Annotated in this window: 15 protein-coding genes and 1 other RNA gene; 7 read left to right on the top strand and 9 right to left on the bottom strand. The window is 65.6% G+C overall.

What is annotated here, in order from left to right; all coding sequences use genetic code 11:
* Positions 1 to 111: 111 nt before the first annotated feature.
* Both ACDH77_RS01530 and baeS read right to left on the bottom strand, forming a co-directional pair.
* Positions 112 to 795 (bottom strand): response regulator, encoded by a 684-nt coding sequence (locus ACDH77_RS01530; protein WP_071118186.1) that lies wholly within the window; start codon positions 793 to 795, stop codon positions 112 to 114.
* Positions 792 to 2,171 (bottom strand): sensor histidine kinase efflux regulator BaeS, encoded by a 1,380-nt coding sequence (baeS, locus tag ACDH77_RS01535; RefSeq protein ID WP_039417708.1) that lies wholly within the window; start codon positions 2,169 to 2,171, stop codon positions 792 to 794. The genes ACDH77_RS01530 and baeS overlap by 4 nt, the downstream gene beginning before the upstream one ends.
* Before the next feature lie 160 nt (positions 2,172 to 2,331).
* On the opposite strand from baeS, the gene ACDH77_RS01540 reads away from it, so the two are divergent.
* The 3 genes from ACDH77_RS01540 to ACDH77_RS01550 are packed head-to-tail and all read left to right on the top strand — an operon-like array spanning position 2,332 to position 8,162.
* Positions 2,332 to 3,555 (top strand): efflux RND transporter periplasmic adaptor subunit, encoded by a 1,224-nt coding sequence (locus ACDH77_RS01540; RefSeq protein WP_372353692.1) that lies wholly within the window; start codon positions 2,332 to 2,334, stop codon positions 3,553 to 3,555.
* 9 nt (positions 3,556 to 3,564) lie between these two features.
* Positions 3,565 to 6,714 (top strand): efflux RND transporter permease subunit, encoded by a 3,150-nt coding sequence (locus tag ACDH77_RS01545; protein ID WP_372353693.1) that lies wholly within the window; start codon positions 3,565 to 3,567, stop codon positions 6,712 to 6,714.
* Positions 6,714 to 8,162 carry an efflux transporter outer membrane subunit gene (locus ACDH77_RS01550; protein ID WP_039417711.1) on the top strand — a complete coding sequence of 483 codons (1,449 nt, stop codon included), beginning with the start codon at positions 6,714 to 6,716 and terminating at the stop codon, positions 8,160 to 8,162. Before ACDH77_RS01545 ends, ACDH77_RS01550 begins: the two co-directional genes overlap by 1 nt.
* A gap of 237 nt (positions 8,163 to 8,399) precedes the next feature.
* Here ACDH77_RS01550 and ACDH77_RS01555 read toward each other — a convergent pair whose 3' ends face one another.
* From ACDH77_RS01555 to ACDH77_RS01570, 4 genes are all read right to left on the bottom strand, one after another.
* Positions 8,400 to 10,358, bottom strand: a complete 1,959-nt coding sequence (locus tag ACDH77_RS01555) for a choice-of-anchor X domain-containing protein (RefSeq protein WP_071118789.1) — start codon at positions 10,356 to 10,358, stop codon at positions 8,400 to 8,402.
* 412 nt (positions 10,359 to 10,770) lie between these two features.
* Positions 10,771 to 11,670 (bottom strand): methylenetetrahydrofolate reductase, encoded by a 900-nt coding sequence (locus tag ACDH77_RS01560; protein ID WP_071118790.1) that lies wholly within the window; start codon positions 11,668 to 11,670, stop codon positions 10,771 to 10,773.
* Between the two features lie 107 nt (positions 11,671 to 11,777).
* Positions 11,778 to 12,443, bottom strand: a complete 666-nt coding sequence (locus ACDH77_RS01565) for an epoxyqueuosine reductase QueH (protein ID WP_014089082.1) — start codon at positions 12,441 to 12,443, stop codon at positions 11,778 to 11,780.
* Positions 12,443 to 13,357, bottom strand: a complete 915-nt coding sequence (locus ACDH77_RS01570) for a LysR family transcriptional regulator (RefSeq protein ID WP_008574897.1) — start codon at positions 13,355 to 13,357, stop codon at positions 12,443 to 12,445. The genes ACDH77_RS01565 and ACDH77_RS01570 overlap by 1 nt, the downstream gene beginning before the upstream one ends.
* 188 nt (positions 13,358 to 13,545) lie before the next feature.
* Between ACDH77_RS01570 and msuE the strand changes: the two genes are divergently transcribed.
* The 4 genes from msuE to ACDH77_RS01590 all read left to right on the top strand — a co-directional run bounded on the left by msuE (position 13,546) and on the right by ACDH77_RS01590 (position 16,452).
* On the top strand, positions 13,546 to 14,133 hold the full coding sequence (gene msuE / locus ACDH77_RS01575) for an FMN reductase (protein ID WP_071118791.1): 588 nt from the start codon (positions 13,546 to 13,548) through the stop codon (positions 14,131 to 14,133).
* Between the two features lie 141 nt (positions 14,134 to 14,274).
* Positions 14,275 to 15,258, top strand: a complete 984-nt coding sequence (locus ACDH77_RS01580; protein WP_109298535.1) for a DUF1852 domain-containing protein — start codon at positions 14,275 to 14,277, stop codon at positions 15,256 to 15,258.
* A 28-nt stretch (positions 15,259 to 15,286) separates the two neighbouring features.
* The gene (locus ACDH77_RS01585; RefSeq protein ID WP_033478903.1) at positions 15,287 to 16,315 is read left to right on the top strand and encodes a methionine synthase; all 1,029 of its coding nucleotides are present in this window, start codon (positions 15,287 to 15,289) and stop codon (positions 16,313 to 16,315) included.
* A 60-nt stretch (positions 16,316 to 16,375) separates the two neighbouring features.
* A non-coding RNA gene (locus ACDH77_RS01590) (sX9 sRNA) lies at positions 16,376 to 16,452 on the top strand.
* Positions 16,453 to 16,668: 216 nt separating this feature from the next.
* Here the strand turns inward: ACDH77_RS01590 and kdgT are convergent.
* From kdgT to ACDH77_RS01605, 3 genes are all read right to left on the bottom strand, one after another.
* Positions 16,669 to 17,625, bottom strand: a complete 957-nt coding sequence (kdgT, locus tag ACDH77_RS01595; RefSeq protein WP_033478904.1) for a 2-keto-3-deoxygluconate transporter — start codon at positions 17,623 to 17,625, stop codon at positions 16,669 to 16,671.
* 153 nt (positions 17,626 to 17,778) lie between these two features.
* Complete coding sequence (locus tag ACDH77_RS01600; RefSeq protein ID WP_031420765.1) at positions 17,779 to 19,236, bottom strand: OprO/OprP family phosphate-selective porin; 1,458 nt, start codon at positions 19,234 to 19,236, stop codon at positions 17,779 to 17,781.
* Positions 19,237 to 20,072: 836 nt separating this feature from the next.
* Positions 20,073 to 20,951 carry an SDR family oxidoreductase gene (locus ACDH77_RS01605; RefSeq protein WP_031420769.1) on the bottom strand — a complete coding sequence of 293 codons (879 nt, stop codon included), beginning with the start codon at positions 20,949 to 20,951 and terminating at the stop codon, positions 20,073 to 20,075.
* Positions 20,952 to 21,002: the final 51 nt, after the last annotated feature.

Consider the following 21,002-nt stretch of genomic DNA (forward strand, 5'->3'; position numbering starts at 1 on the left):
GGGGAGTCGGGATTCGGGATTGGGGATTCGCGAAAGCGGCTTGACCGATTGCGTTTCAGCCATGGCGCTACCGCTCTTGCCAATCCCGAATCCCGAATCCCCAATCCCGAATCACGGCTCGAAGCGATACCCCGCGCCATAGACCGAGCGGACCCAGTCCTCGCCGCCGGCGTCGGCGAGCTTGCGGCGTAGATTCTTGACGTGGCTGTCGACAGTGCGGTCGGTGACGATGCGGTGGTCGGCGTAGAGCCGGCCCATCAGTTGCTCGCGCGAGTACACCCGCCCCGGGGCGGCGGCGAGGGTGCGCAGCAGGCGGAATTCGACCTGGGTCAGGTCCAGGGCGCGGCCGTCCACGCTGGCGCGACAGGCATCCTCGTCGATATGCAGGCCCGGTGCCGGTGCGCCGTGGGGGTCGTAGCGATGACGGCGCAACACTGCCTGGACACGCGCCACCACTTCGCGCGGGCTGAACGGCTTGCAGATGTAGTCGTCCGCGCCGATCTCCAGGCCCAGCAGGCGGTCGATTTCCTCCACGCGTGCGGTGACCATGATGACCGGCACCGCGCTTTCCTTGCGCAGGTCGCGGCAGATGTCCAGGCCGCCACGGTTGGGCAGCATCAGGTCCAGCAACACCAGGTCCGGCTGCTGCGCGCGGAATGCGCCCAACGCTTGCGCGCCATCGGCGATCCAGTCGTGCGAATAGCCCGCCGCGTGCAGGTACTCGCCCAACACCGCGGCCAGGCGCGGTTCGTCCTCGACGATCAGCACATGCCCGATCGGGGACGCGCTGCTCATGCGGCCAGCGCCGGCAAGCGCAGCACCATGCGCAGCCCGCCCAGTGCGGAAGCCTCGGCGTGGATCGAGCCGCCGTGTGCCTCGGCGATGTTGCGGCAGATCGCCAGGCCCAGGCCGCTGCCGCCGCTGGCACGATTGCGTGAGGCCTCGGTGCGGTAGAAGCGTTCGAACAACCGCGCGCGCTTGTCTGCATCCACGCCTGGCGCGCTGTCTTCGACCACCAGCTCCAGCACCGCGCCGCGGCGCACGCAGCGCACCTGCACCGTGCCACCGGCGTCGGTGTAGCGCAGCGTGTTTTCCAGCAGGTTGCCCAGCAGTTGCTGCAGACGGCGCTCGTCGCCGTCCAGCTGCAGCGGGCCGGCATCGATCTGCGCCTGCACCTGCAGCTGCGCGGCGGCAAAGCGCGCGTGCAAGCCGTCCAGCACGGTTGCCAGGATGACCGCCAGATCGACGGGAGCGCGCCGATACGCCAGCGCACCGACATCGGTCAGCGACACGTCGTACAGGTCCTCGATCAGCTTGCCCAACTGGCCGACCTGCTGGTGCAGCGACCCCAGCGAGTTGGGTGTCATCGGCCGGATGCCGTCCTGCAGTGCTTCCAGTTCGGCGCGCAGGACCGCCAGCGGCGTGCGCAGCTCGTGCGAGATGTCGGCCATGAAGTCGCGCCGCGCGCGTTCGTTGTGCTCCAACGCTTGCGCCAGCAGGTTGAAATCGCGCGCCAGCTGGCCCAGTTCGTCGCGCGCCGCGGCGTCGATGCGGGTGGCGTAGTCGCCCGCAGCGAGCAGGTGGGTGGCCTGGGTCAGGCCACGCAGGCGCCGCAGCAAGGTGCGCGACAACAGCCAGCCGAGCAGCGCGGCGACCAGCAGGCAGGCGCCGCCGATCGCCCACCACGCGCGTTGCTGGGCGGCGTAGAAGCGCGCATCCGCCGCTGCCAGCGCCTTCTGGAACGGCAGCATCGCCATCCAGCCGACGGTGCGGCCGCCAACCACCACCGGGCGCAGGATGTCGTGGCGGCCGACATCCGGATTGCCGATCACCGGCGTGTAGTCCTGGTCGAGCAGCGCGAAGCGAAACACCGCGCCGGTCTGGTCGGAAATCGGCGGTGCCTCGCGCGGCGGGCCGGGGCCACGCTCCGGGCGCATCAGGACGAACCAGGCATCGGGATTGTCGCGCACGAACTCCCAGCTGCCGTGCCGCGCGTATTCGGCCCTGACCCGCGGCAAGGTCTCTTGCATGCGCTCCACGCCCTGTTCGTTGAGGTAGTCCAGGAACTGGCGTTTGACGAAGGCCTGCACCGCGATGCCGTTGATCAGCAGCACTGCCACGCACGCGGCGAGGATGGCGAGAAACAGCTTGGCGGTGATACCCAGTTTCATCGAAGAGGTGATGCGAAGCGCGGTAACCGCAGCTGCTGCGTATTAGCCGGGTCGGGCCAGGGGAAATCAAGCGAATCGACGCCGCGGCCGGCAATCTCCAAATTTGCTGCACATTCGCGCCGTAGCGTGGCCACATTCGGATAAACCGTGAGTTCGTCGCATGTTGCCCGTCGCTACCCATCGTTTTCGCACTGCGTCCGTGCGCTTGCTGCTGCTCGCCGCCGCGACCACGCTCATGGCCGCGTGTTCTTCCAGGCAGCCGCCGCAGATGCCGCAGACGCAGGTCGGCGTGCAGACCTTGAAGGTGCAGCGGCTGGCCGTGGACCAGACCTTGTCCGGTCGCACCGTGGCCTACGTCACCTCGGACGTGCGCCCGCAGGTCGGCGGCATTTTGCGCAAGCGGCTGTTCACCGAAGGCCAGGACGTCCAGGCCGGGCAGGTGCTGTATGAAATCGATCCGGCCAGTTACCAGGCCGCGTACGACACGGCCAAGGGCGATCTGGCGCAAGCCGAGGCGGCGGTGTTGTCGGCCAGGCCCAAGGCGCAGCGCTACCAGACCCTGGTCGGGCTGGATGCGGTCAGCAAGCAGGACGGCGACGATGCGTTGGCCACGCTGCGCTCGAACCAGGCGGCGGTGGTCGCGGCCAAGGCGTCGTTGCAGACCGCGCGCATCAATCTCGACTACACCCGCATCACCGCGCCGGTGTCCGGCCGCATCGGCACCTCCAGCTACACGCCGGGCGCGCTGGTCAGTGCCGGCCAGAGCGAGGTGCTGGCCACCATCAACCAACTCGACCCGATCTATGTGGACGTGACCCAGTCCAGCGCCCAGCTGCTGCAGTTGCGCCGCCAGCTCGACGCCGGCCAGCTCAAGGCAGTGGATGGCAAGGCCGAGGTGACGCTGCAACTGGAGGACGGCAGCACCTACGCACATAGCGGCACGTTGGAGGTGGTGGATGCCGCGGTCGATACCGCCACCGGCACGGTGAAGCTGCGCGCGGTGGTGCCCAATCCCGAGCGGGTGTTGCTGCCGGGCATGTATGTCACCGCGAAGCTCTCGATGGCCGTGGACGAGCAGGCCATCCTGGCGCCGCAGCAGGCGATCAGCCGCAACAGCAAGGGCCAGGCGGTGGCGATGGTGGTCGGCACCGACAACAAGGTCGCGCAGCGGGTGCTGACCACCGGCGATGCGATCGGCGACAAGTGGGTGGTGCGCCAGGGATTGAAGGCTGGCGACAAGGTCATCGTGCAGGGCCTGCAGAAGGCGTCGGTCGGCGCCGAGGTCAGGGCCGTGGAAGTGAGCCAGACCGCTGCGGCCGACTCGGCCGCCAACGCGTCGCCATCCACGCAGGGCACCGCCGCGGCGGCGCCCAAGGCCGACTGAGGAACCGCCATGGCCCGCTTCTTCATCGACCGTCCCATCTTCGCCTGGGTCATCGCCATCGTGATCACCCTGGCCGGCGCGCTCTCGATCCTGTCATTGCCGCTGGAGCAGTATCCCAACATCGCCCCGCCGACGATCAACGTCAGCGCCACCTACACCGGTGCCTCGGCGCAGACCGTGCAAAACTCGGTCACGCAGATCCTCGAGCAGCAGATGACCGGGTTGGACCATCTGCTGTACATGTCTTCCAGCAGCAGTTCCGCCGGCACCGCCTCGATCACCCTGACCTTCGATTCCGGCACCGACCCGGACACCGCCCAGGTGCAGGTGCAGAACAAGGTGTCGCAAGGCGAGGCGATGCTGCCGGAGGCGGTGCAGAGCAATGGCGTGACCGTCACCAAGTCCACCAGCAGCAGTATGTTCATGGTGCTGGCCTTCACCTCCGAAGACGGCAGCATGGACAGCACCGACATCGGCGACTACATGGTGTCCACGCTGCAGGACCCGATCAGCCGGCTCAACGGTGTCGGCGGGGTCAACGTGTTCGGCTCTGAATACTCGATGCGGGTGTGGCTGGATCCGGACAAGCTGCGCACCTATGCGCTGATGCCCGCGGACGTGAGCAACGCGATTTCGGCGCAGAACGCCGACGTCTCCTCCGGCGCGCTGGGCGCGTTGCCGGCGGTGCAGGGTCAGCAGCTCAACGCCACGGTCACCTCGCGCAGCAAGCTCAAGACCCCGGCGCAATTCGAGGCGATCGTGCTGAAGTCGCAGCCCGGCGGCGCCACCGTGTATCTACGCGACGTGGCGCGAGTGGAGCTGGGTTCCAAGTCGTATGCATCCAGTTCCAAGTACAACGGCAAGTCAGCCTCGGGCATGGGACTGGAGCTGGCGACCGGCGCCAATGCGCTGGATGCGGCCAAGGCGGTGGAAGACAAGCTCGAACAGCTCAAGCCGTACTTTCCCACCGGGCTGAAGTACGAGATCGCCTACGACACCACGCCGTTCGTGCGCATTTCCATCGAGGAGGTGGTCAAGACCCTGCTCGAGGCGATCGTGCTGGTGGTGCTGGTGATGTACCTGTTCCTGCAGAACTGGCGCGCCACGCTGGTGCCGGTGATCGCGGTGCCGGTGGTGCTGCTGGGCACCTTCGGCGTGCTCGCGTTGCTCGGCTATTCGATCAACACGCTGACCATGTTCGCGATGGTGCTGGCGATCGGTTTGCTGGTCGACGACGCCATCGTGGTGGTGGAGAACGTCGAGCGCCTGATGAGCGAGCAGGGCATGTCGCCGCGGCAAGCGACCTATACCTCGATGGGGCAGATCTCCGGCGCGCTGGTCGGCATCGCCCTGGTGCTGACCGCGGTGTTCCTGCCGATGGCGTTCTTCGGCGGCGCCACCGGCGAGATCTACCGCCAGTTCTCGGTGACCATCGCCGCGGCGATGCTGCTGTCGCTGCTGGTGGCGCTGACCCTGAGCCCGGCGCTGTGCGCCAGCCTGCTCAAGCCGATCGAGCAGGGCGGCCACGTGTCGCGCAAGGGGCCGCTCGGACGTTTCTTCGGCTGGTTCAACGACCGCTTCGACCGCGGCGCCGATCGCTACGGCCGCGGCGTGGACAAGTTGATCGGCCACCGCAAGCTCGGCGGGCTGGTCTATCTGGTGCTGCTCGCGGTGATGGCGCTGCTGTTCTGGCGCCTGCCCAGTTCGTTCCTGCCCGACGAAGACCAGGGCATGCTGATGGTGATGTTCACCACACCGGCCGGCGCCACGCAGCAGCGCACGCAGCAGTCGATCGATCGGGCCACCGACTTCATCCTCAAGCAACCGGAAGTGGCGGGGATGATGACCATCTCCGGCTTCAGCTTTGCCGGCAGCAGCCAGAACTCGGGCATGGGTTTCATCAAGCTCAAGGATTGGGCGCAGCGCGATGCGCCTGCGCAGGAGATCGCCAACCGCATCACCGGCGCGATGATGGGCGCGCTGCCCGATGCGCAGGTGTTCGCACTGTCGCCGCCGGCGATCAACGGCCTGGGTACCAGTTCCGGTTTCACCCTGCAGTTGCAGGACGTGGCCGGCAAGGGCCACGACGCGCTGGTCACCGCCAGGCAGCAACTGCTGCAACTGGCCAACGCCGACAAGGACCTGACCGCCGTGCGCTTCAACGGCCTGGAGGATGCGCCCACCTACCGCGTGCAGATCGACGACGCCAAGGCTGGCGCGCTCGGCCTGGATGCGGCGGACATCAACACCACGCTGGCCACGGTGATGGGCGGCAGCTACGTCAACGATTTCCTCAACAACAACCGGGTCAAGCGCGTGTACGTGCAGGGCGAGCCGAGCGCGCGCATGCTGCCTGCCGACATCGGCCGCTGGTACGTGCGCAACAGCAGTTCGGAGATGGTGCCGTTCTCGGCGTTTTCCAGCAGCGCGTGGGCGTATGCGCCGCAGGTGCTGAGCCGCTTCAACGGCGTGGAGTCGATGGAGATCACCGGCAGCGCTGCCAGTGGCATCAGTTCCGGCGAAGCGATGAACGGCATCGCCGGGCTGGTGGGCAAGATCGGCAAGGACGTGGGTTACGCCTGGTCGGGCATGTCCTACCAGGAGCAGGCTGCCGGCGCGCAGACCTGGATGCTGTACGCGGTGTCGCTGGTATTCGTGTTCCTGTGCCTGGCCGCGCTGTACGAGAGCTGGTCGATCCCGATCTCGGTGATGCTGGCGGTGCCGGTGGGCATCGTCGGCGCACTGCTGGCAACGTGGCTGCGCGGGCTCTCCAACGACATCTATTTCCAGGTCGGCCTGCTGGCGACGATGGGCCTGGCGGCCAAGAACGGCATCCTGATCGTGGAGTTCGCCAAGGAACTGGAAGAAAAGGGCCAGCCGCTGATCGAAGCGACCTTGCATGCCGCGCGCATGCGCTTGCGCCCGATCGTGATGACCTCGCTGGCGTTCCTGCTCGGCGTGCTGCCGATGGTGGTCAGCAGCGGCGCCGGCTCCGGTGGACGCCATTCGCTGGGCACCGGCGTGCTCGGTGGCACGCTGGTCTCTACGCTGCTGGGCATCTTCTTCGTGCCGTTGTTCTACGTGATGGTGCGCAGCGTGTTTCCGGGCAAGGCGTCTGATCACGCGACAGCCGCTGAGACGTCCGAGGTGGCCCCGTGATGCGCTTTAGCTTTGCAAGTGTGGCAGCGGCCTGCGCCATCGCCTTGAGTGGTTGCGTCAGCATGGCACCGCATTACGCGCGCCCGGATGCGCCGGTGCCCGGGGTGATCGGCGACACCGGCAGCACCGGCAACGCAGGCACCGGCATGCCGAATGCAGCCGCTGTGGATTGGCGGCAGGTGGTGACCGATGCGCGTCTGCAGCAGGTGGTCGCGCTGGCGTTGGACAACAACCGCGACCTGCGCGTGGCAGTGCTCAATATCGAGCAGGCACGCGCGCAGTACCGCATCCAACGTGCGAGCCTGTTTCCCGCCGTCGATGCCACCGTCTCGCATACCGCACAGCGCGCTGCGGCAGCGACCAGTTTCACCGGCGCCCCGCAGATCATCCGCAGCGCCAGCGGTGAGGTGGGCATCAGCAGCTGGGAGCTTGACCTGTTCGGCCGCATCCGCAGCCTCAAGAACCAGGCCCTGGAAACCTATCTTGCCAGCGAGCAAACCCAGCGCAGCACGCGTCTGAGTCTGGTCGCTGAAGTGGCCAACGACTGGTTGACCGTTGCCGCCGATCAGCAGCGCCTGGCGCTCGCGCAGCAGACCCTGGACAGCCAACGCAAGACCTTGCGTCTGACCGAGCTGCAGCACGACAACGGCATCGCCTCCGGTCTGGATCTGGCGCAGATCCAGACCAGTGTGGAAAGCGCGCGCGCTGATGTGGCCAACTACACCACCCAGCTGGCGCAGTCGCGCAACGCCTTGAATCTGGTCGTGGGCACGCCGGTGCCGGCTGCGTTGTTGCCTGCCAGCGATGCGATCGAGACGGGCGTGGCGCTGGCGCCGTTGCCTGCCCAGCTGGAATCGCGGGTGTTGTTGCAGCGCCCGGACGTGCTGTCGGCCGAGCACACGCTCAAGGCCGCCAATGCAGATATCGGCGCGGCACGTGCGGCCTTCTTCCCCACCATCTCGTTGACCGCCAATGCCGGGCGCGGCAGCGATGCGTTATCCAGCCTGTTCGATGGCGACCATACATGGTCGTTCTCGCCCAGCGTGAGCTTGCCGATCTTCCGTGCCGGCGCGTTGAAGGCCGAACTGGATGTGGCCACGTTGGAAAAGGACATCACCATTGCGCAATACGAATTGGCGATCCAGACCGCCTTCAGTGAAGTGGCCGATGCACTGGCCGAACGCACGCAGCTCGAAGAACGCATGCATGCGCAGCAGGCGATGGTGGACGCCGCACAACGCAGCTTCAGCCTGTCGGATGCGCGCTATCGCCATGGCGTGGACAGTTACCTGGTGACGCTGGATGCGCAGCGCACGCTCTACAGCGCGCAACAGACATTGATCAGCTTGCGGCTGACCGAGGCGAGCAATCGGGTGACCTTGTACAAGGTGCTCGGCGGTGGCGCCGATGCGCAGAGCGGCGCGTCTGTGGCGGGTGCGGCGCGTTAGCGTATTGCCCGCACGCTCGTAGGAGCGGCGCAGCCGCGACAGACATTGTCGGTCATGCCTGTCGCGGCTGAAGCCGCTCCTACAACAAACATATTCCGATCAAACTGCACCAGCGTCAGCTTAGGCACCTGGTCAAATCGGCGCTGCACCGGGGACGTGCCCGGGACAGCGCCTTGCCCAATCCCTGATCCCGATTCCCTGGCTTTTCAGTAGCCGAATGGCTGATCATCCCGGCCCTCAACGCGCCGCATTCGCATTCATCACCGCGTTGCGATTGGCATCCAGATACTGCGCCGGGTCGCGCATGCCGGTGGTGTGGCATTGGCCGGTGGTGTGGCCGCGATTCACGCCACCCGGCAGCTGCGCATTGACCTGCTCCACCGTGCCGTCTTCCGGGTCGTTCAACACCAGGTCCGAGGCAGCGTTGCAGTAGTCGTTGGTGTACCAGTTGGTCTTGGCGAACGAGGTGGTGTAGTAGTTGACCTTGGCGCGTGCATCGGCCGGGATGCCGGCCAGCCAGGCCTTGGCGCCGTCGTAGGTCATGTCGCTATTGGTGCCGCAGCCCACGCCGAACCACGAACCCACAGCGGCCAGCACCCCAGACAGATTGGTGCCTTGATACGGCGTGCCCACCGATTGCATCACTCGCCCACCGGTGGCGTTATCCAGCCCGCTCCAGTAGTAGGCATACAGGTGCAGCGCCGCCATGCCGCCCTGGCTGTGCGCGACCGTGGAGAACGACGACCATTGGCTGGCGAACTGCGCGATTCGCTGCGCGAACTGATCGTTGCTGCGGTTCTGCTTGGCATCCAGGAAGGTCGAGGCGTTGGTGAATTGCGCCTGTGGCCATACGCCGTTGGAGCAATAGCCGTGCACCAGCACCAGTTGCGAACCGGCGGCCTGAGGCTGTGCCGTTGTCATCGCAGACGCCAACGCAGTCGGGCGCGGGCCCATGCGCATGCTTTCATCGATTGCCGTGCTGGCGCGCGCGATGCTGGCGCGTCGCAACGCGGGCACCTGCAACGGTAGCGTGGCGGCCTGCACCAGCGGGATGTAATGGTCCGGGTCTTCGATGCGCAGGCTGCGCAGCGTAAACGGCGCACGCGCACCGGCGCGCGCAATCCAGCGTTCGTCCAGGCTTAGCGGGAGCTGGCCTTGTTGCGGCGTCAGCATGCCGCCGATCCAGGCCACCGGGATGTCCTTGCCCTTGGCATCGGTGCCCCAGACCTGGCCGAACACGCGGTAATGCGACGGCGCGTTGCCTCGCGCAGCCACTGGCAGCGCGATCGTCAGCCGCGTGCCCGCTGCAGCACGTGCGCCCAGGGCATTGCCGAGCAGACGTAGCGACGTATCCACCACCGGCACCACATGCTCGCTGGTCCGCACGAACGGCTGGCCGGCCTGGTCATGCCCATGCACGACGACCTGGGCAATCCAGGTACCCTCGCTGGTCGGTTGGAATGTGCCGCCGTACACGCCATCGCCAGCGGCGCCATCGTCGTGCTTGCCGTCGTCGGCCATCGGCAGGCTGCGCACACCGCCTTGCGGATCGATCACACGCAGGCTTGCTTCGTCGATCGTTCCGGCTTGTGCCGTCAGCAGCGTGGCGCCGCGTACATCGTTGCCGCTCAGCAACGCGTTGAGCGTGAGCGACTGGCCAACCCGCTGCTGACGCGTGCGCAGGTACGAAGCAAGCTGCGTGCGCGCATCGCCTTCCATCAGCACGTAGCCACGCTGCGTCACCGGCGAGGACGACTGCAGCGTCAATGACCAGGCGCCGTTGCGCGCCGACTCCACGGCGTAGCGCACGCCGCTGGTGCCGTGCTCGGCGGTGCCCAGCAGCGTGCGCTGCGCTTGCAGCGGCGTCGCCACGGCGGCGGTGCGCGCGCCGGCAAGCTGAGGTGCAGCCACTGCCGCCTCCCAGGCCTGATCGCCGGCCAGCACCATGAAGCGCAGGTGCCCGTTTTCCACCGGCAAGCTGCCTTGCCAGCGCGCGGATTGACCGGCCGGTGCCAGTTCCACCGGCAGCAATGCACTCTTGGACAGAATCGCCGACTCGGCCGGATCTGGCGCACGCATCTGCGCGAACTCTTCCGGTGGGCCAGCCAATTGTTTGGGCTGCAACTCGGCTGCCGCAAGCGGCGCGCAGAGCAATGAGAGGGAGCACAACAGCGACAACGGCGACGGCTTCGGCATGGCATCTCCGTGAGCATTGCAGAAGCGATGCCATCGCGCACGGCAACGACATCGGATGCAGCGCCCCCTCGCCGCGATTCGTAGACGGTTATACCGCGCTCTTGTGACAGGTCTGCTGTGCGCTGCAACACTCGCGGTGCCGCGCGCAAGTCGTTAGAAATCAAGCAATGCTGATGGTGATCGGGGTCGCGGACGCGGTGTTGTTTAGAGAAACGCGTGCAGCGCAGGAACACGCAATTCTCTCTTCAACCTCTTGCGATTTAGCTGGAGCTGCCAGATGGCCTTGACCCATGACACATACAGCGCATTCAGCTGTTCTCATCCTCGTCGGCCTTGCCACGGATGGATAGCCAGATCAGCAGCGGTGTGACCGTCTCAAGCCCGCGCCGATTGGCACACGGACAGGTTGCTGTCAGGCCTGATCGGCGCGCACGGAACGCATGCGATCTTGCTGCGAAGCACGCGAGCGATAGTGCGCAACCCACTCCACAGACTGGGCGATGCCGCCGAACGGAAACAGGTGCAGGCGGACATCTCCATGGGCTTCTGTCAGGCGGCTGGCGAGGCGATCGACAAAGCGATCCGGTCCCGCGTTGCCGAATAACTTGCCAATGGAAATGCCATAGTTTGAGAGCACCGACGCGCAGGCGCCGACACCGCAGCTTGCCGCATAGCGTGCGAGAACGGCGACACTGGCAGGACCAGGCACGCCCACCCGCACCGGATGCGTCATGCCACGCGCGCGCAACGCTTCCAGCCATGTCACCACGATGTCGGCGTCGAACCCGAACTGCGTCACGATCAGGGGCGCCATGCCACGCTCCTGGATGCTGCGACACTTGCGTTCCAGCACTTCCCATTGTTCTGTCGTGCGCAGGATCGGATGCCCCTCCGGGTGACCCGCCACGGCGATGGTGCGGATGCCTGAGCGTTCAAACAAACCCGTCTCGATCAGCGACACGCTGTCGGGAAACGGTCCCTTCGGAGTGGAGGGATCGCCCGCAATCACCAGGCAGCGTGTGACGCCGGCCTCATCGACCAGGCGCGCGATACATGCCTGCAGTTCCCCGAGCGAGCCGATGCGACGCGCGGAAAGATGGGGCACAGGTTCGAAACCAAGGCTACGCACCATCTGTGCTGCGGCCAGCCGCACCGCCTGGTTTTGGCCTGGCAGGTAGGGGATGAACATGGCGCAGCCAGGCAGGATGCGTGGGGCCGCATTGGTCAGCGCGCCGACGTCCTTGGCGCTGACCTCCAGCGAATAGGCCTCGGTCACGGTGCTCGCGAAGTTCGGCGTGTCGGTAGAAATCACGGGTCTTGCCGTCTTGTCATGATGATCGGGTGGCATCGCCACGACGCACTGATCCAGCGGAAAGGAGCCAAAATCCCCATGTGGTCTCCGCTGGACTGGCGAAAGGCTCAGTCTTCCGGCGCGTCATCGCCGTAGAACTTCACACCGAGTTGAATGCGCTTGCGGCCGCTGTCCACACGATGCCGATTGGTGTCGCGCAGGGAATAGACGCAGCCGCAGTATTCCTGTTGATAGAAGTTCTCGCGCTTGCTGATCTGAATCATGCGCGAGGCGCCACCGCCCTTGCGCCAGTTGTACTCCCAATACATCAAGCCGGGATACCTGGACGCGGCGCGAATGCCGCAGTCGTTGATCTGCTGCATGTTTTTCCAGCGCGAGATGCCCAGCGAACTGGTGATCACCGGAAAGCCGTGCTCGTGGGCATACAGCGCGGTGCGTTCGAAGCGCATGTCAAAGCACATGGTGCAACGCACGCCGCGCTCAGGTTCGTTTTCCATCCCGCGCGCCCGCTCGAACCAGTTGTCCCGATCGTAGTCGGCATCGATGAAGGGCACGCCGAACTGTTCGGCAAAACGCACGTTCTCATCCTTGCGCAACTCGTATTCCTTGCGCGGATGAATGTTGGGGTTGTAGAAAAAGATGGTGTAGTCGATGCCGGAGGCCAACATCGCCTCCATGACCTCGCCAGAGCACGGCGCGCAGCACGAATGCAGCAAGACCTTGGCGTGGCCATCAGGCAGTGGAAGTGGCATGCGTTGGGCAGTGGAATCCATCAGTGGGGTCCTTGCGTGTAGGCAGTGGCATTGGCGGGCGCGCGCGCCAGTTCGATGAAGGCGCGCAGGTAATCGATCGCGATGTCCGCCTCGCGCGCGCCCAGATAGATCTGCTTGGGGATGCCGCGCGCACCCAGCCGCACCGGCACCACGTCCATCCTGGCCGCATATTCCTCCACCAGCCAGCGCGGCATGGCGGCCACGCCGCGGCCGCTGGCCACCATCTGCATCATGATGTCGGTGGTTTCGATGGCCTTGTGGCGCCGCGGCGTGACGCCGGCCGGCAACAGGAACTGGCTGTAGATATCCAGGCGCTCAAGATCCACCGGGTAGCTGATCAGCACTTCGCGTGTGAGCTGCTGTGGCTTGACGTAGGCCGCCGACGCCAGCGCATGGCGCTTGGCCACGACCAGCACCTGCTCGTAGTCGAACACCGGCTCGAACCTGAGCCCTGGCTTGAACAGCGGGTCGGGCGTGACCAGCAGATCGATCTCGTAGCCGAACAACGCGCCGATGCCGCCGAACTGGAACTTCTGCTTCACATCCACATCCACATCCGGCCAGGTGGCCAGATACGGCGCCACCAGCTTGAGCAGCCACTGGTAGCAGGGATGGCATTCCATGCCGATGCGTAGCGCACCGCGCTCGCCCTGGGCAAACTGCCCCAGCCGCTCTTCGGCCAGATCCAGTTGCGGCAGCACCCGGTTCGCCACCGCCAGCAGGTACTGGCCGGCCTGGGTCAGGCGCAGGCTGCGCCCCTCGCGCAACCAGATGTCGGTGCCCAGTTGCTGTTCCAGCTTCTTCATGCTGTGGCTCAGCGCCGACTGGGTCAGATTCAGCACGCCTGCGGCGGCAGTCAGCGAGCCTTGCTGCTCGACCTGCTGGACGATGGTGAGATGGATGCGCTCGAGCATTCAATGATCCGAATTCATGGAATGTTGAAATAACACCATTTTACTTCATCGAATGCGAGCCCTAGCATCGGGACTCGTCGTTCAGCCGCTGCCGTGTGAACGGGTTCGGACCAAGGCGCGGCCGATGGGTCGGGCCGCAAGCGTCCTGGCGCACTGCACGACGTTCCCACTGCGTAAGGTTGCCCAGCATGACTGTCAAACACCCACTCCGCGTCGTTGCGGTCTCCGGCGGGATGCAACGCCCCTCCAAGGCCGTCGCCCTGGCAGAACACCTGCTGGAGTTAATCGCCGATCAGGTGCCGTGCGAGCGCCATTTGGTCGAACTTGGAGCGTTGGCTCCGCACTTCGCGGGCGCGCTCTGGCGTACCCAAGTGCCCGACACGGTGGAGCAGGCGCTCTGCCTGGTGGAGCAGGCCGACGTGCTGGTGGTGGCAACACCGGTCTACCGCGGCTCCTTCACCGGACTGTTCAAGCATTTCTTCGATTTCATCGATCAGGACGCCTTGATCGACACGCCCGTGCTGCTCGCCGCAACCGGGGGCAGCGACCGCCATGCGTTGGTGATCGACCATCAGCTACGTCCGCTTTTCAGCTTCTTCCAGGCACGCACCCTGCCGCTGGGCGTTTACGCAACCGACCGCGACTTTCTGGACTACCGCGTGCACAACGACGCGCTGGCCGAACGGGCCATGCTGGCGGTGCAGCGGGCATTGCCGTTGATCGAGCTGACCGGGCATGCACGGTCCATTGCCGCGCCGGGTGTGGCTGCGGCCTGAGGGTCCAGCTCGCGGTAGCCAGGGAACCGGATCGGTCGGCAAGCGCGCGCTGATCCACTTCCCGGCTTGCATGCCGCCGGCATGACCCGTTACGCAGCGCATGCGCGCGTTCCCATCTTAGAAACAAGGCATCGGTTCGCAATGACTCACGCATTGAATTTCACCATCAAGAGCCTGCGCTTCGATGAGGACTACCGTCCCTCGGCCACGACGCGCAACACGACCAATTTCGCCAACCTGGCCAGGGGTCAGCGACGTCAGGAAAACCTGCGTAACACGCTGGCGATGATCGACAACCGCTGCAACGAGCTGGCGCACTGGGATAACCCCGACCGCGACCGTTATGCGGTGGAGCTGGACATTATCTCCGTCGAAATGCACATCGGCGAACGCGCGCTGGACGATGCGTTTCCGTTGATCGAGATATTGAAGCCCACCATCGTCGATCGCCACACCGGCGCGCGTATCGACGGCATTGCCGGCAATAATTTCTCCTCCTACGTGCGCGACTACGATTTCAGCGTGCTGCTGCCCGCGCACAACCAGGATGCGTCCGGCTTCAAAGTCCCGGACGATTTTGGTGACCTGCACGGCAAGCTGTTCAAGCACTTCGTGCATTCGCCCGCATATTGCGCGCACTTCCGGAAGCCGCCGGTCATCTGCATCAGCGTCTCCACCAGCAGAACCTATCACCGCACCGGGAACCGGCACCCCATCCTGGGCATCGAATACCGCCAGGACGCGTTTTCGTTGACCGACCAGTATTTCGAAAAGATGGGCCTGCAGGTGCGCTATTTCATGCCACCCAACAGCGTTGCGCCCTTGGCGTTCTACTTCTTCGGCGACCTGCTCGGCGACTACACCAACCTGGAGCTGATCGGCACCATCGCCACGATGGAGACATTTCAGAAGATCTACCGGCCAGAGATCTACAACGCCAACGCTGCAGCAGGGCCGACCTATCGGCCGAGCCTGAAGCATCAGGACTATTCGTCCACCCAGATCGTCTACGACCGCCAAGAGCGCAGCCAGCTCGCCGTGACGCAGGGAAAGTTCACCGAAGAGCACTTCATCCGGCCCTACGGCAACCTTCTTGCGCAGTGGGCGTCCAGCCACGCTTCCTAATCAACCAGAACCCATCCCATTACTCATCATGACAAAGCTGCTTCCCACCTCAACCGCCGGTAGCCTGCCCAAGCCGTCCTGGCTTGCCCAGCCCGAAACGCTCTGGTCGCCCTGGAAATTGCAGGGCGCCGAATTGATCGAAGGCAAGCAGGACGCGCTGCGTTTGTCGCTGCAGGAACAGCAGCACGCCGGCATCGATATCGTTAGCGACGGCGAACAGACCCGTCAGCATTTCGTCACCACGTTTATCGAACATCTCAGCGGTGTCGATTTCGAAAAGCGGCAGACGGTCAGGATTCGCGACCGCTACGACGCCAGCGTGCCGACCGTCGTCGGCGCGGTCAGCCGCCCAAAGTCGGTGTTCGTGGACGACGCCAGGTTCCTGCGCCAGCAGACCCGCCAGCCGATCAAGTGGGCGCTGCCCGGCCCGATGACGATGATCGACACCCTCTTCGATGCGCACTACAAAAGCCGCGAAAAACTGGCATGGGAGTTTGCCAAGATCCTCAATCAGGAAGCCAGGGAACTCGAAGCGGCCGGCGTGGACATCATCCAGTTCGACGAACCGGCCTTCAATGTCTTCTTCGACGAGGTCAACGACTGGGGCGTTGCCACCCTGGAGCGCGCGGTGGAAGGGCTGAAGTGCGAGACCGCCGTCCACATCTGCTATGGCTACGGCATCAAGGCCAATACCGACTGGAAGCAGACGCTGGGCTCGGAGTGGCGCCAGTACGAAGAGTCGTTTCCCAAGCTGCAAACATCCTCGCTCGACATCATTTCGCTGGAATGCCACAACTCGCACGTGCCGATCGATCTGATCGAACTCGTTCGCGGCAAGAAGGTGATGGTCGGTGCCATCGACGTGGCAAGCACCACCATCGAAACACCGCAGGAAGTGGCCGAGACACTGCGAAAGGCGCTGCGCTTCGTCGATGCCGACAAACTCTATCCCTCCACCAACTGCGGCATGGCGCCGCTCGCCCGGCACGTGGCGCGCGGCAAGCTCGGTGCGCTCAGTGCAGGCGCGCAGATCGTGCGTGACGAGCTGTCGGCTTAGGGCAACTAACAACACTCCTACGCAGCCGTCAGGCGGGCGCGGCCGGTGCTCGGAATTCTCATGTACCGCTTGTACATTGCGGTTCTGAGCGCGCCGTCCGCGCCCACCTCACGGCCGCTCGCTACGTTTTGTCAGCCGCTCCTAGTCTCATTGCCACAGCAGTGTGCCCCGTGCCGTCGGGCGGGCCCGGGGTGCGCGCAAACGCGGCAGATGCCGATTCGTGGACATCGTCCATATCATCGCCAGCGGCTGCGCACGGGCGTCGCCGGCGCTTGATCGCGCCGGCGCCATGCATGGCGCAACGCGCATGGCCCACGCATCCCATCGCAGGCCGCATGACACCGGCCCGGCTCTCAGCCGCTGCGTGCAACCCCACGGCGTGCATACAAGGCCGTCAGCAACGGCACCAGCAACGAGGTGACGATGACCGCGCTGGCCACCAGCGCCGTCGCGGCCGGCGCGGCGGGTGCGAACTGCGGTGCCATGCCGGCGATCAGCGCCGGAGTGGCCACGGCGGCACCGGCGGTGCTGGAGGCCGCCACCCCGGCCGTGCCGTTGCCGCCGCCGATCCAGCGGTCGGCCAGCAGCAGGGGTAGCCCGGTGATCACGATGACTGCCACGCCCAGCAGCACCCCGCTTGCGCCGGTGTGGGCGATGGTGGACAGATCCAGCGTGTTGCCGAGCGCGAAGCCGAAGAAGGGCACCAGCGTCGTGGTCGCCTGCGCGAAGAACTGCCGCAATTGCGCATCGAGGTTGCCGAGCGCAAAGCCCAGCAACAGCGGCAGCACCGCACCGACGAACAGCAGTGGGTCGAAGCTGGCCAGGCCGCTGGCACCCAGGATCAGCATGGAGATCAGCGGTCCCGATTCCAGCGACATCAGCACCACCGCCCCTGCGTCTTCGCTGCTGCCGTATTGCTGCATCAACGCGGCGTACAGCCCGCCGTTGGTCATGTCCATCGCAGCCACCAGCGCCAGGACCGACAGCCCGGCCAGCGGCCCGCTCGGCACGCCGCCGATGGGAAGCAGCGGTGCGCACAGGACTGCCACCAGCCAGGCCACTGCGATCTTGGTCAGCACCAGGCTGCCCGAACGGCGCAGCACTCGTCCGGAGGCGCGCAGCTGGATGGTTGCCCCCATGCAGAAAAACCACACCGCCAGGATCGGAACGGTGCCGCTGATCAGCCCGTTGCTGAAAGATCCCAAGGTGCTGCCGGCCTGCGGCCAGAGCGTGTGGCAAACCGCCCCGAGCAACAGGGGGACCAGCATCATCCCGCCGGGAAGTCGCTCCACCGTGGCCTTGATGTGCATCTGCGTTCCAGTGAGCGCGTCACCACGCGCGGGGCTGGCAGCATCGCGCAGGCACCTGCGTGCATGCAGATCCCGGCGCGAACGCGCGCAGCCGCACACGAATGCGCCGGCCATGATCGCCACAGCGGCCATGACCGGCGCTGCCGACCTTGCTCAGTAATTGACCTGCAACTGCAGGCGCAGCAAATCGCCTTCCACCACCGGATACGGCGCGGTGCTGACGTCGGTGCGCTTCATCTTCGAATAGGCGAACACCAGTTCCAGCGCATCCATCGGCTGCCATTCGACACCGGCTTCCACTTCGTCCAGACGCATGCGCGGGGCATTGGTGTCGAACTTGGAGCCGCCGCGGTAGGTCTGCCATTTCAGGTAGGGCAGCAAGGTGCCGTAGTTGAAGTCGTGCTTGAACATGGCCTGCACGTAGCCGCCGCTCAACGAGCGGGTGCGGATGCGGCGTTGGGCCACATCCAGTTCCGGGCCACGGCCCACCGTCCACTCCGCCTGCAGTCCGAACGGCTGCGGGTAGTAGATGATGTGCGCGGCCACGCGCTGGTCGGTATAGCCATTGGGCTCGGTGATGGCCGGGGTAAAGCTGCGGCCGCCGATATTCACTGCCGCCGCAGTCGGCACGAAGCGGCCGGCGTAGGCGTCGGCGCCCACTTCCAGGTACTGGCCGTTGGCGAACTTGAACGGGTAGGTGGCGTGCACCACCGCGTGCATGCTGTCGTTGCGCTCGGCGCGGTTGGCGCCCTGGCCGTTGTACACACCGGCACCGATTACGCCGTAATCGCCGGACCCCTTCAATCCCGACTTGACCAGGTCCTGGAAGCGGCCCTTGGCCACGGTGGGGCTGTAATAAAACACCGCACCGATATCGCGTTCGTCGCGCAGGCCGGAGTTGAGTGCATCGGCACGATCCAGCGAGAGCCGGTTCTGGCTGGACTGCAGATTTTCCCAGCCGTACGGCATTTTCGACTGACCCACACGCACGCGATATTCGCGCTTCTTGTCGAAGAAGATATCGGCGTAGGCATCGCGCAGCTGCGCAAAGTTGGAGGTGGTGGAGCCGGTGGGCGTGCTGGCGAAATCCGGCTGGAAATACAGCGACACGTGCTCGTTGAGATCGCCGCTCAGCACCAGGCGCGCACGGCGGATGCCCAGGCTCTGGTCGTTGCCGATAAAGCGGTCGCCCGGCGCGCGCAGGTCCTGCGCATCGCCGCCGATGCCCTGGTTGTAGCGGATCTGGGTGTAGCCGCGCAGGCTGAGTTTGTCGTACCACTTTTTGCCGGCGTCGCCGGACTTGGCCGGCGCTGGCGTTGCAGCGGGCGCCGGCGCAGGCGCGGCCTGGGCAACGGCAGTGTCGGCGGGCGTGGCGGCGCCCGGCGCGGGCGGGAGCGGTTGCGCAGGCGTTGCCGGCATCGCCGACGCCGGCAGCTTGCCGTTTTCGTCCACCTGCACGAAGGTGCCCAGCTTGTCGCGCCCTGGCGCCGGCTCGGCGAAGATCTGCTTGGTCTTGCGGTCGACGTACAGCTCCAGCTCGGCGGCCAGCGTGCTGCCGCTGGCGGTCGCGCTGAGGGCGCACAGAACAGTGGCGAAATTGCGTTTTTTCATCGGTCCGGCTCGTGCAAGGGAAACGGGTCGGCGGCTGCGTCGATCCGGTGCTGCCAAGAAGGCGGCTGCACGGCGTGGAAGCGCCTGCCAGGCGCCGGTCGTCCTGACGTAGCGGCAATGGCAGCAGTTATATTTAGATTTGATGTCAGTTTGGTGACACTGGCGGACCTCGCTGCCGTGGCCCTTGTGTCACGGTCGTGTCGGGGCGATGGCAGTTCTGCGACCAACGTGAGGCGGGCCCAGCTGCGCGCGATGGGGTGCAGACGCTCGTACAGAACTGGATTCGGAAGGTGCGGTCGTGGGCATGGCGGAGATTGCGCACGGGCCGTCCAAGCTTTCGACGTGGCCCATCGCCGATGGCTGCGCGGCATGAGACCTGCTGGATTCGCCAGCGTGCGCAGCGTCTGCGCCACCATTGGGTAGCCGCAGGCACGTGTCACCGGCGGCGACATCGGCCCGGTCACGCGGCCGTCTGCTGCGCGGGGGGATATGTCGCGCAGCGCCAGGCTGTGCAGGTCTCCAGCGCTGGCAGCGACCCAGTGCCGCATCGGCGCGCTCACCGCGCCACGCGTTGACCAACCGAGACGCGCACGGCTGCTGATCGGCCGTTCAGAGCAGCGCCACACCCGATCGCCTGAACCAGTGCCACTGGTCCAACGCACTGGAGATCATCCCGACACACGCAGCCACGCCGACCAGCCGGCCATCGCCGCTGGTTGCATGCGGTGAAGCGCCACGAAGTTCGCCGGGTTCCAAGGGGTCACGTCGCACTTGCTCAACGCTGCGCGAACCACTGCGTGCCGAACGGCTGGGCAGCGCAGTGGTCGCGCCGTGACTCAGCGCGCCGCGAGTGCCGCCGCCACCGCGTCGCGCAACGGCGTGGTGGGGCGGCCGATCAACCGGCCCAGAGTCTGGCTCTCATCGAACAGGGCGCCGTCGCGCGAGGCGGCCGAGCACTGCGCCAGCACCTGCGCAAAGCCGGCTGGCAGGCCGATCTGCACCAGCGCTGCCGCGTAATCGGCTTCCGGCAGGTCGTGATAGGCCACCGGCTTGCCCGACTGCTGCGCCACCTCGGCGGCGTACTCGGCCATCGTGAAAGCGGTATCGCCTGCCAGCTCGTACACCTGGCTGGCCTGTGGGGCGTCCGAAGCCAGTACTGCAGCCGCCGCCGCAGCATAGTCGGCGCGCGTGGCGGCGCTGATTTTGCCGTCGCCCGCACTGCCGATCACCGCGCCGTGGGCGACTTCTGCGGCGATCGAGCCGGTGTAGTTCTCGGTGTACCAGCCATTGCGCAACAACGCGTGCGGCACGCCGCTCTCGCGCAGCAGCGCCTCGGTGGCCACATGCTCGGCGGCCAGCGACAGCGTGCTGGTATCGGCATGCAGGATGCTCGTATACGCCAGCAGTTCCACCCCGGCGCGCCTTGCAGCCTCGATCACGTTGCGGTGTTGCGGCACGCGCTGGCCGACCGCATTGGACGAGACCAGCAACACGCGGCCCACGCCGGCGAAGGCGGTGTCCAGGCTTTGCGGGTTCGCATAGTCGGCCTGACGTACCGCGATGTCGCGTTTTGCGAACTCGGCAAGTGACGCGGTATCCCGGGCCGTTGCTACGATGCGGTTGGCAGGCAGATGGCCAAGCAGCGCTTGGACAACCAGCGCACCCAACTGCCCGCTGGCGCCGGTGACAAGAATCAGGGGGGATGTAGATGTCATGACGGGCTCCGGTAGGTTCGCATAAGAGATTTGGTCTACTATCTAGACCTC

The organism is Xanthomonas axonopodis pv. maculifoliigardeniae (assembly GCF_041519315.1).
GTDB classification, from domain to species: domain Bacteria; phylum Pseudomonadota; class Gammaproteobacteria; order Xanthomonadales; family Xanthomonadaceae; genus Xanthomonas; species Xanthomonas euvesicatoria.

Excerpts from the sequence above, each read along its gene's own strand:
- ACDH77_RS01530 (WP_071118186.1), bottom strand. The coding sequence starts at position 795 with ATGAGCAGCGCGTCCCCGATCGGGCATGTGCTGATCGTCGAGGACGAA.
- baeS (WP_039417708.1), bottom strand. The coding sequence starts at position 2,171 with ATGAAACTGGGTATCACCGCCAAGCTGTTTCTCGCCATCCTCGCCGCG.
- ACDH77_RS01540 (WP_372353692.1), top strand. The coding sequence starts at position 2,332 with ATGTTGCCCGTCGCTACCCATCGTTTTCGCACTGCGTCCGTGCGCTTG.
- ACDH77_RS01545 (WP_372353693.1), top strand. The coding sequence starts at position 3,565 with ATGGCCCGCTTCTTCATCGACCGTCCCATCTTCGCCTGGGTCATCGCC.
- ACDH77_RS01550 (WP_039417711.1), top strand. The coding sequence starts at position 6,714 with ATGCGCTTTAGCTTTGCAAGTGTGGCAGCGGCCTGCGCCATCGCCTTG.
- ACDH77_RS01555 (WP_071118789.1), bottom strand. The coding sequence starts at position 10,358 with ATGCCGAAGCCGTCGCCGTTGTCGCTGTTGTGCTCCCTCTCATTGCTC.
- ACDH77_RS01565 (WP_014089082.1), bottom strand. The coding sequence starts at position 12,443 with ATGGATTCCACTGCCCAACGCATGCCACTTCCACTGCCTGATGGCCAC.
- ACDH77_RS01570 (WP_008574897.1), bottom strand. The coding sequence starts at position 13,357 with ATGCTCGAGCGCATCCATCTCACCATCGTCCAGCAGGTCGAGCAGCAA.
- msuE (WP_071118791.1), top strand. The coding sequence starts at position 13,546 with ATGACTGTCAAACACCCACTCCGCGTCGTTGCGGTCTCCGGCGGGATG.
- ACDH77_RS01580 (WP_109298535.1), top strand. The coding sequence starts at position 14,275 with ATGACTCACGCATTGAATTTCACCATCAAGAGCCTGCGCTTCGATGAG.
- ACDH77_RS01585 (WP_033478903.1), top strand. The coding sequence starts at position 15,287 with ATGACAAAGCTGCTTCCCACCTCAACCGCCGGTAGCCTGCCCAAGCCG.
- kdgT (WP_033478904.1), bottom strand. The coding sequence starts at position 17,625 with ATGCACATCAAGGCCACGGTGGAGCGACTTCCCGGCGGGATGATGCTG.
- ACDH77_RS01600 (WP_031420765.1), bottom strand. The coding sequence starts at position 19,236 with ATGAAAAAACGCAATTTCGCCACTGTTCTGTGCGCCCTCAGCGCGACC.
- ACDH77_RS01605 (WP_031420769.1), bottom strand. The coding sequence starts at position 20,951 with ATGACATCTACATCCCCCCTGATTCTTGTCACCGGCGCCAGCGGGCAG.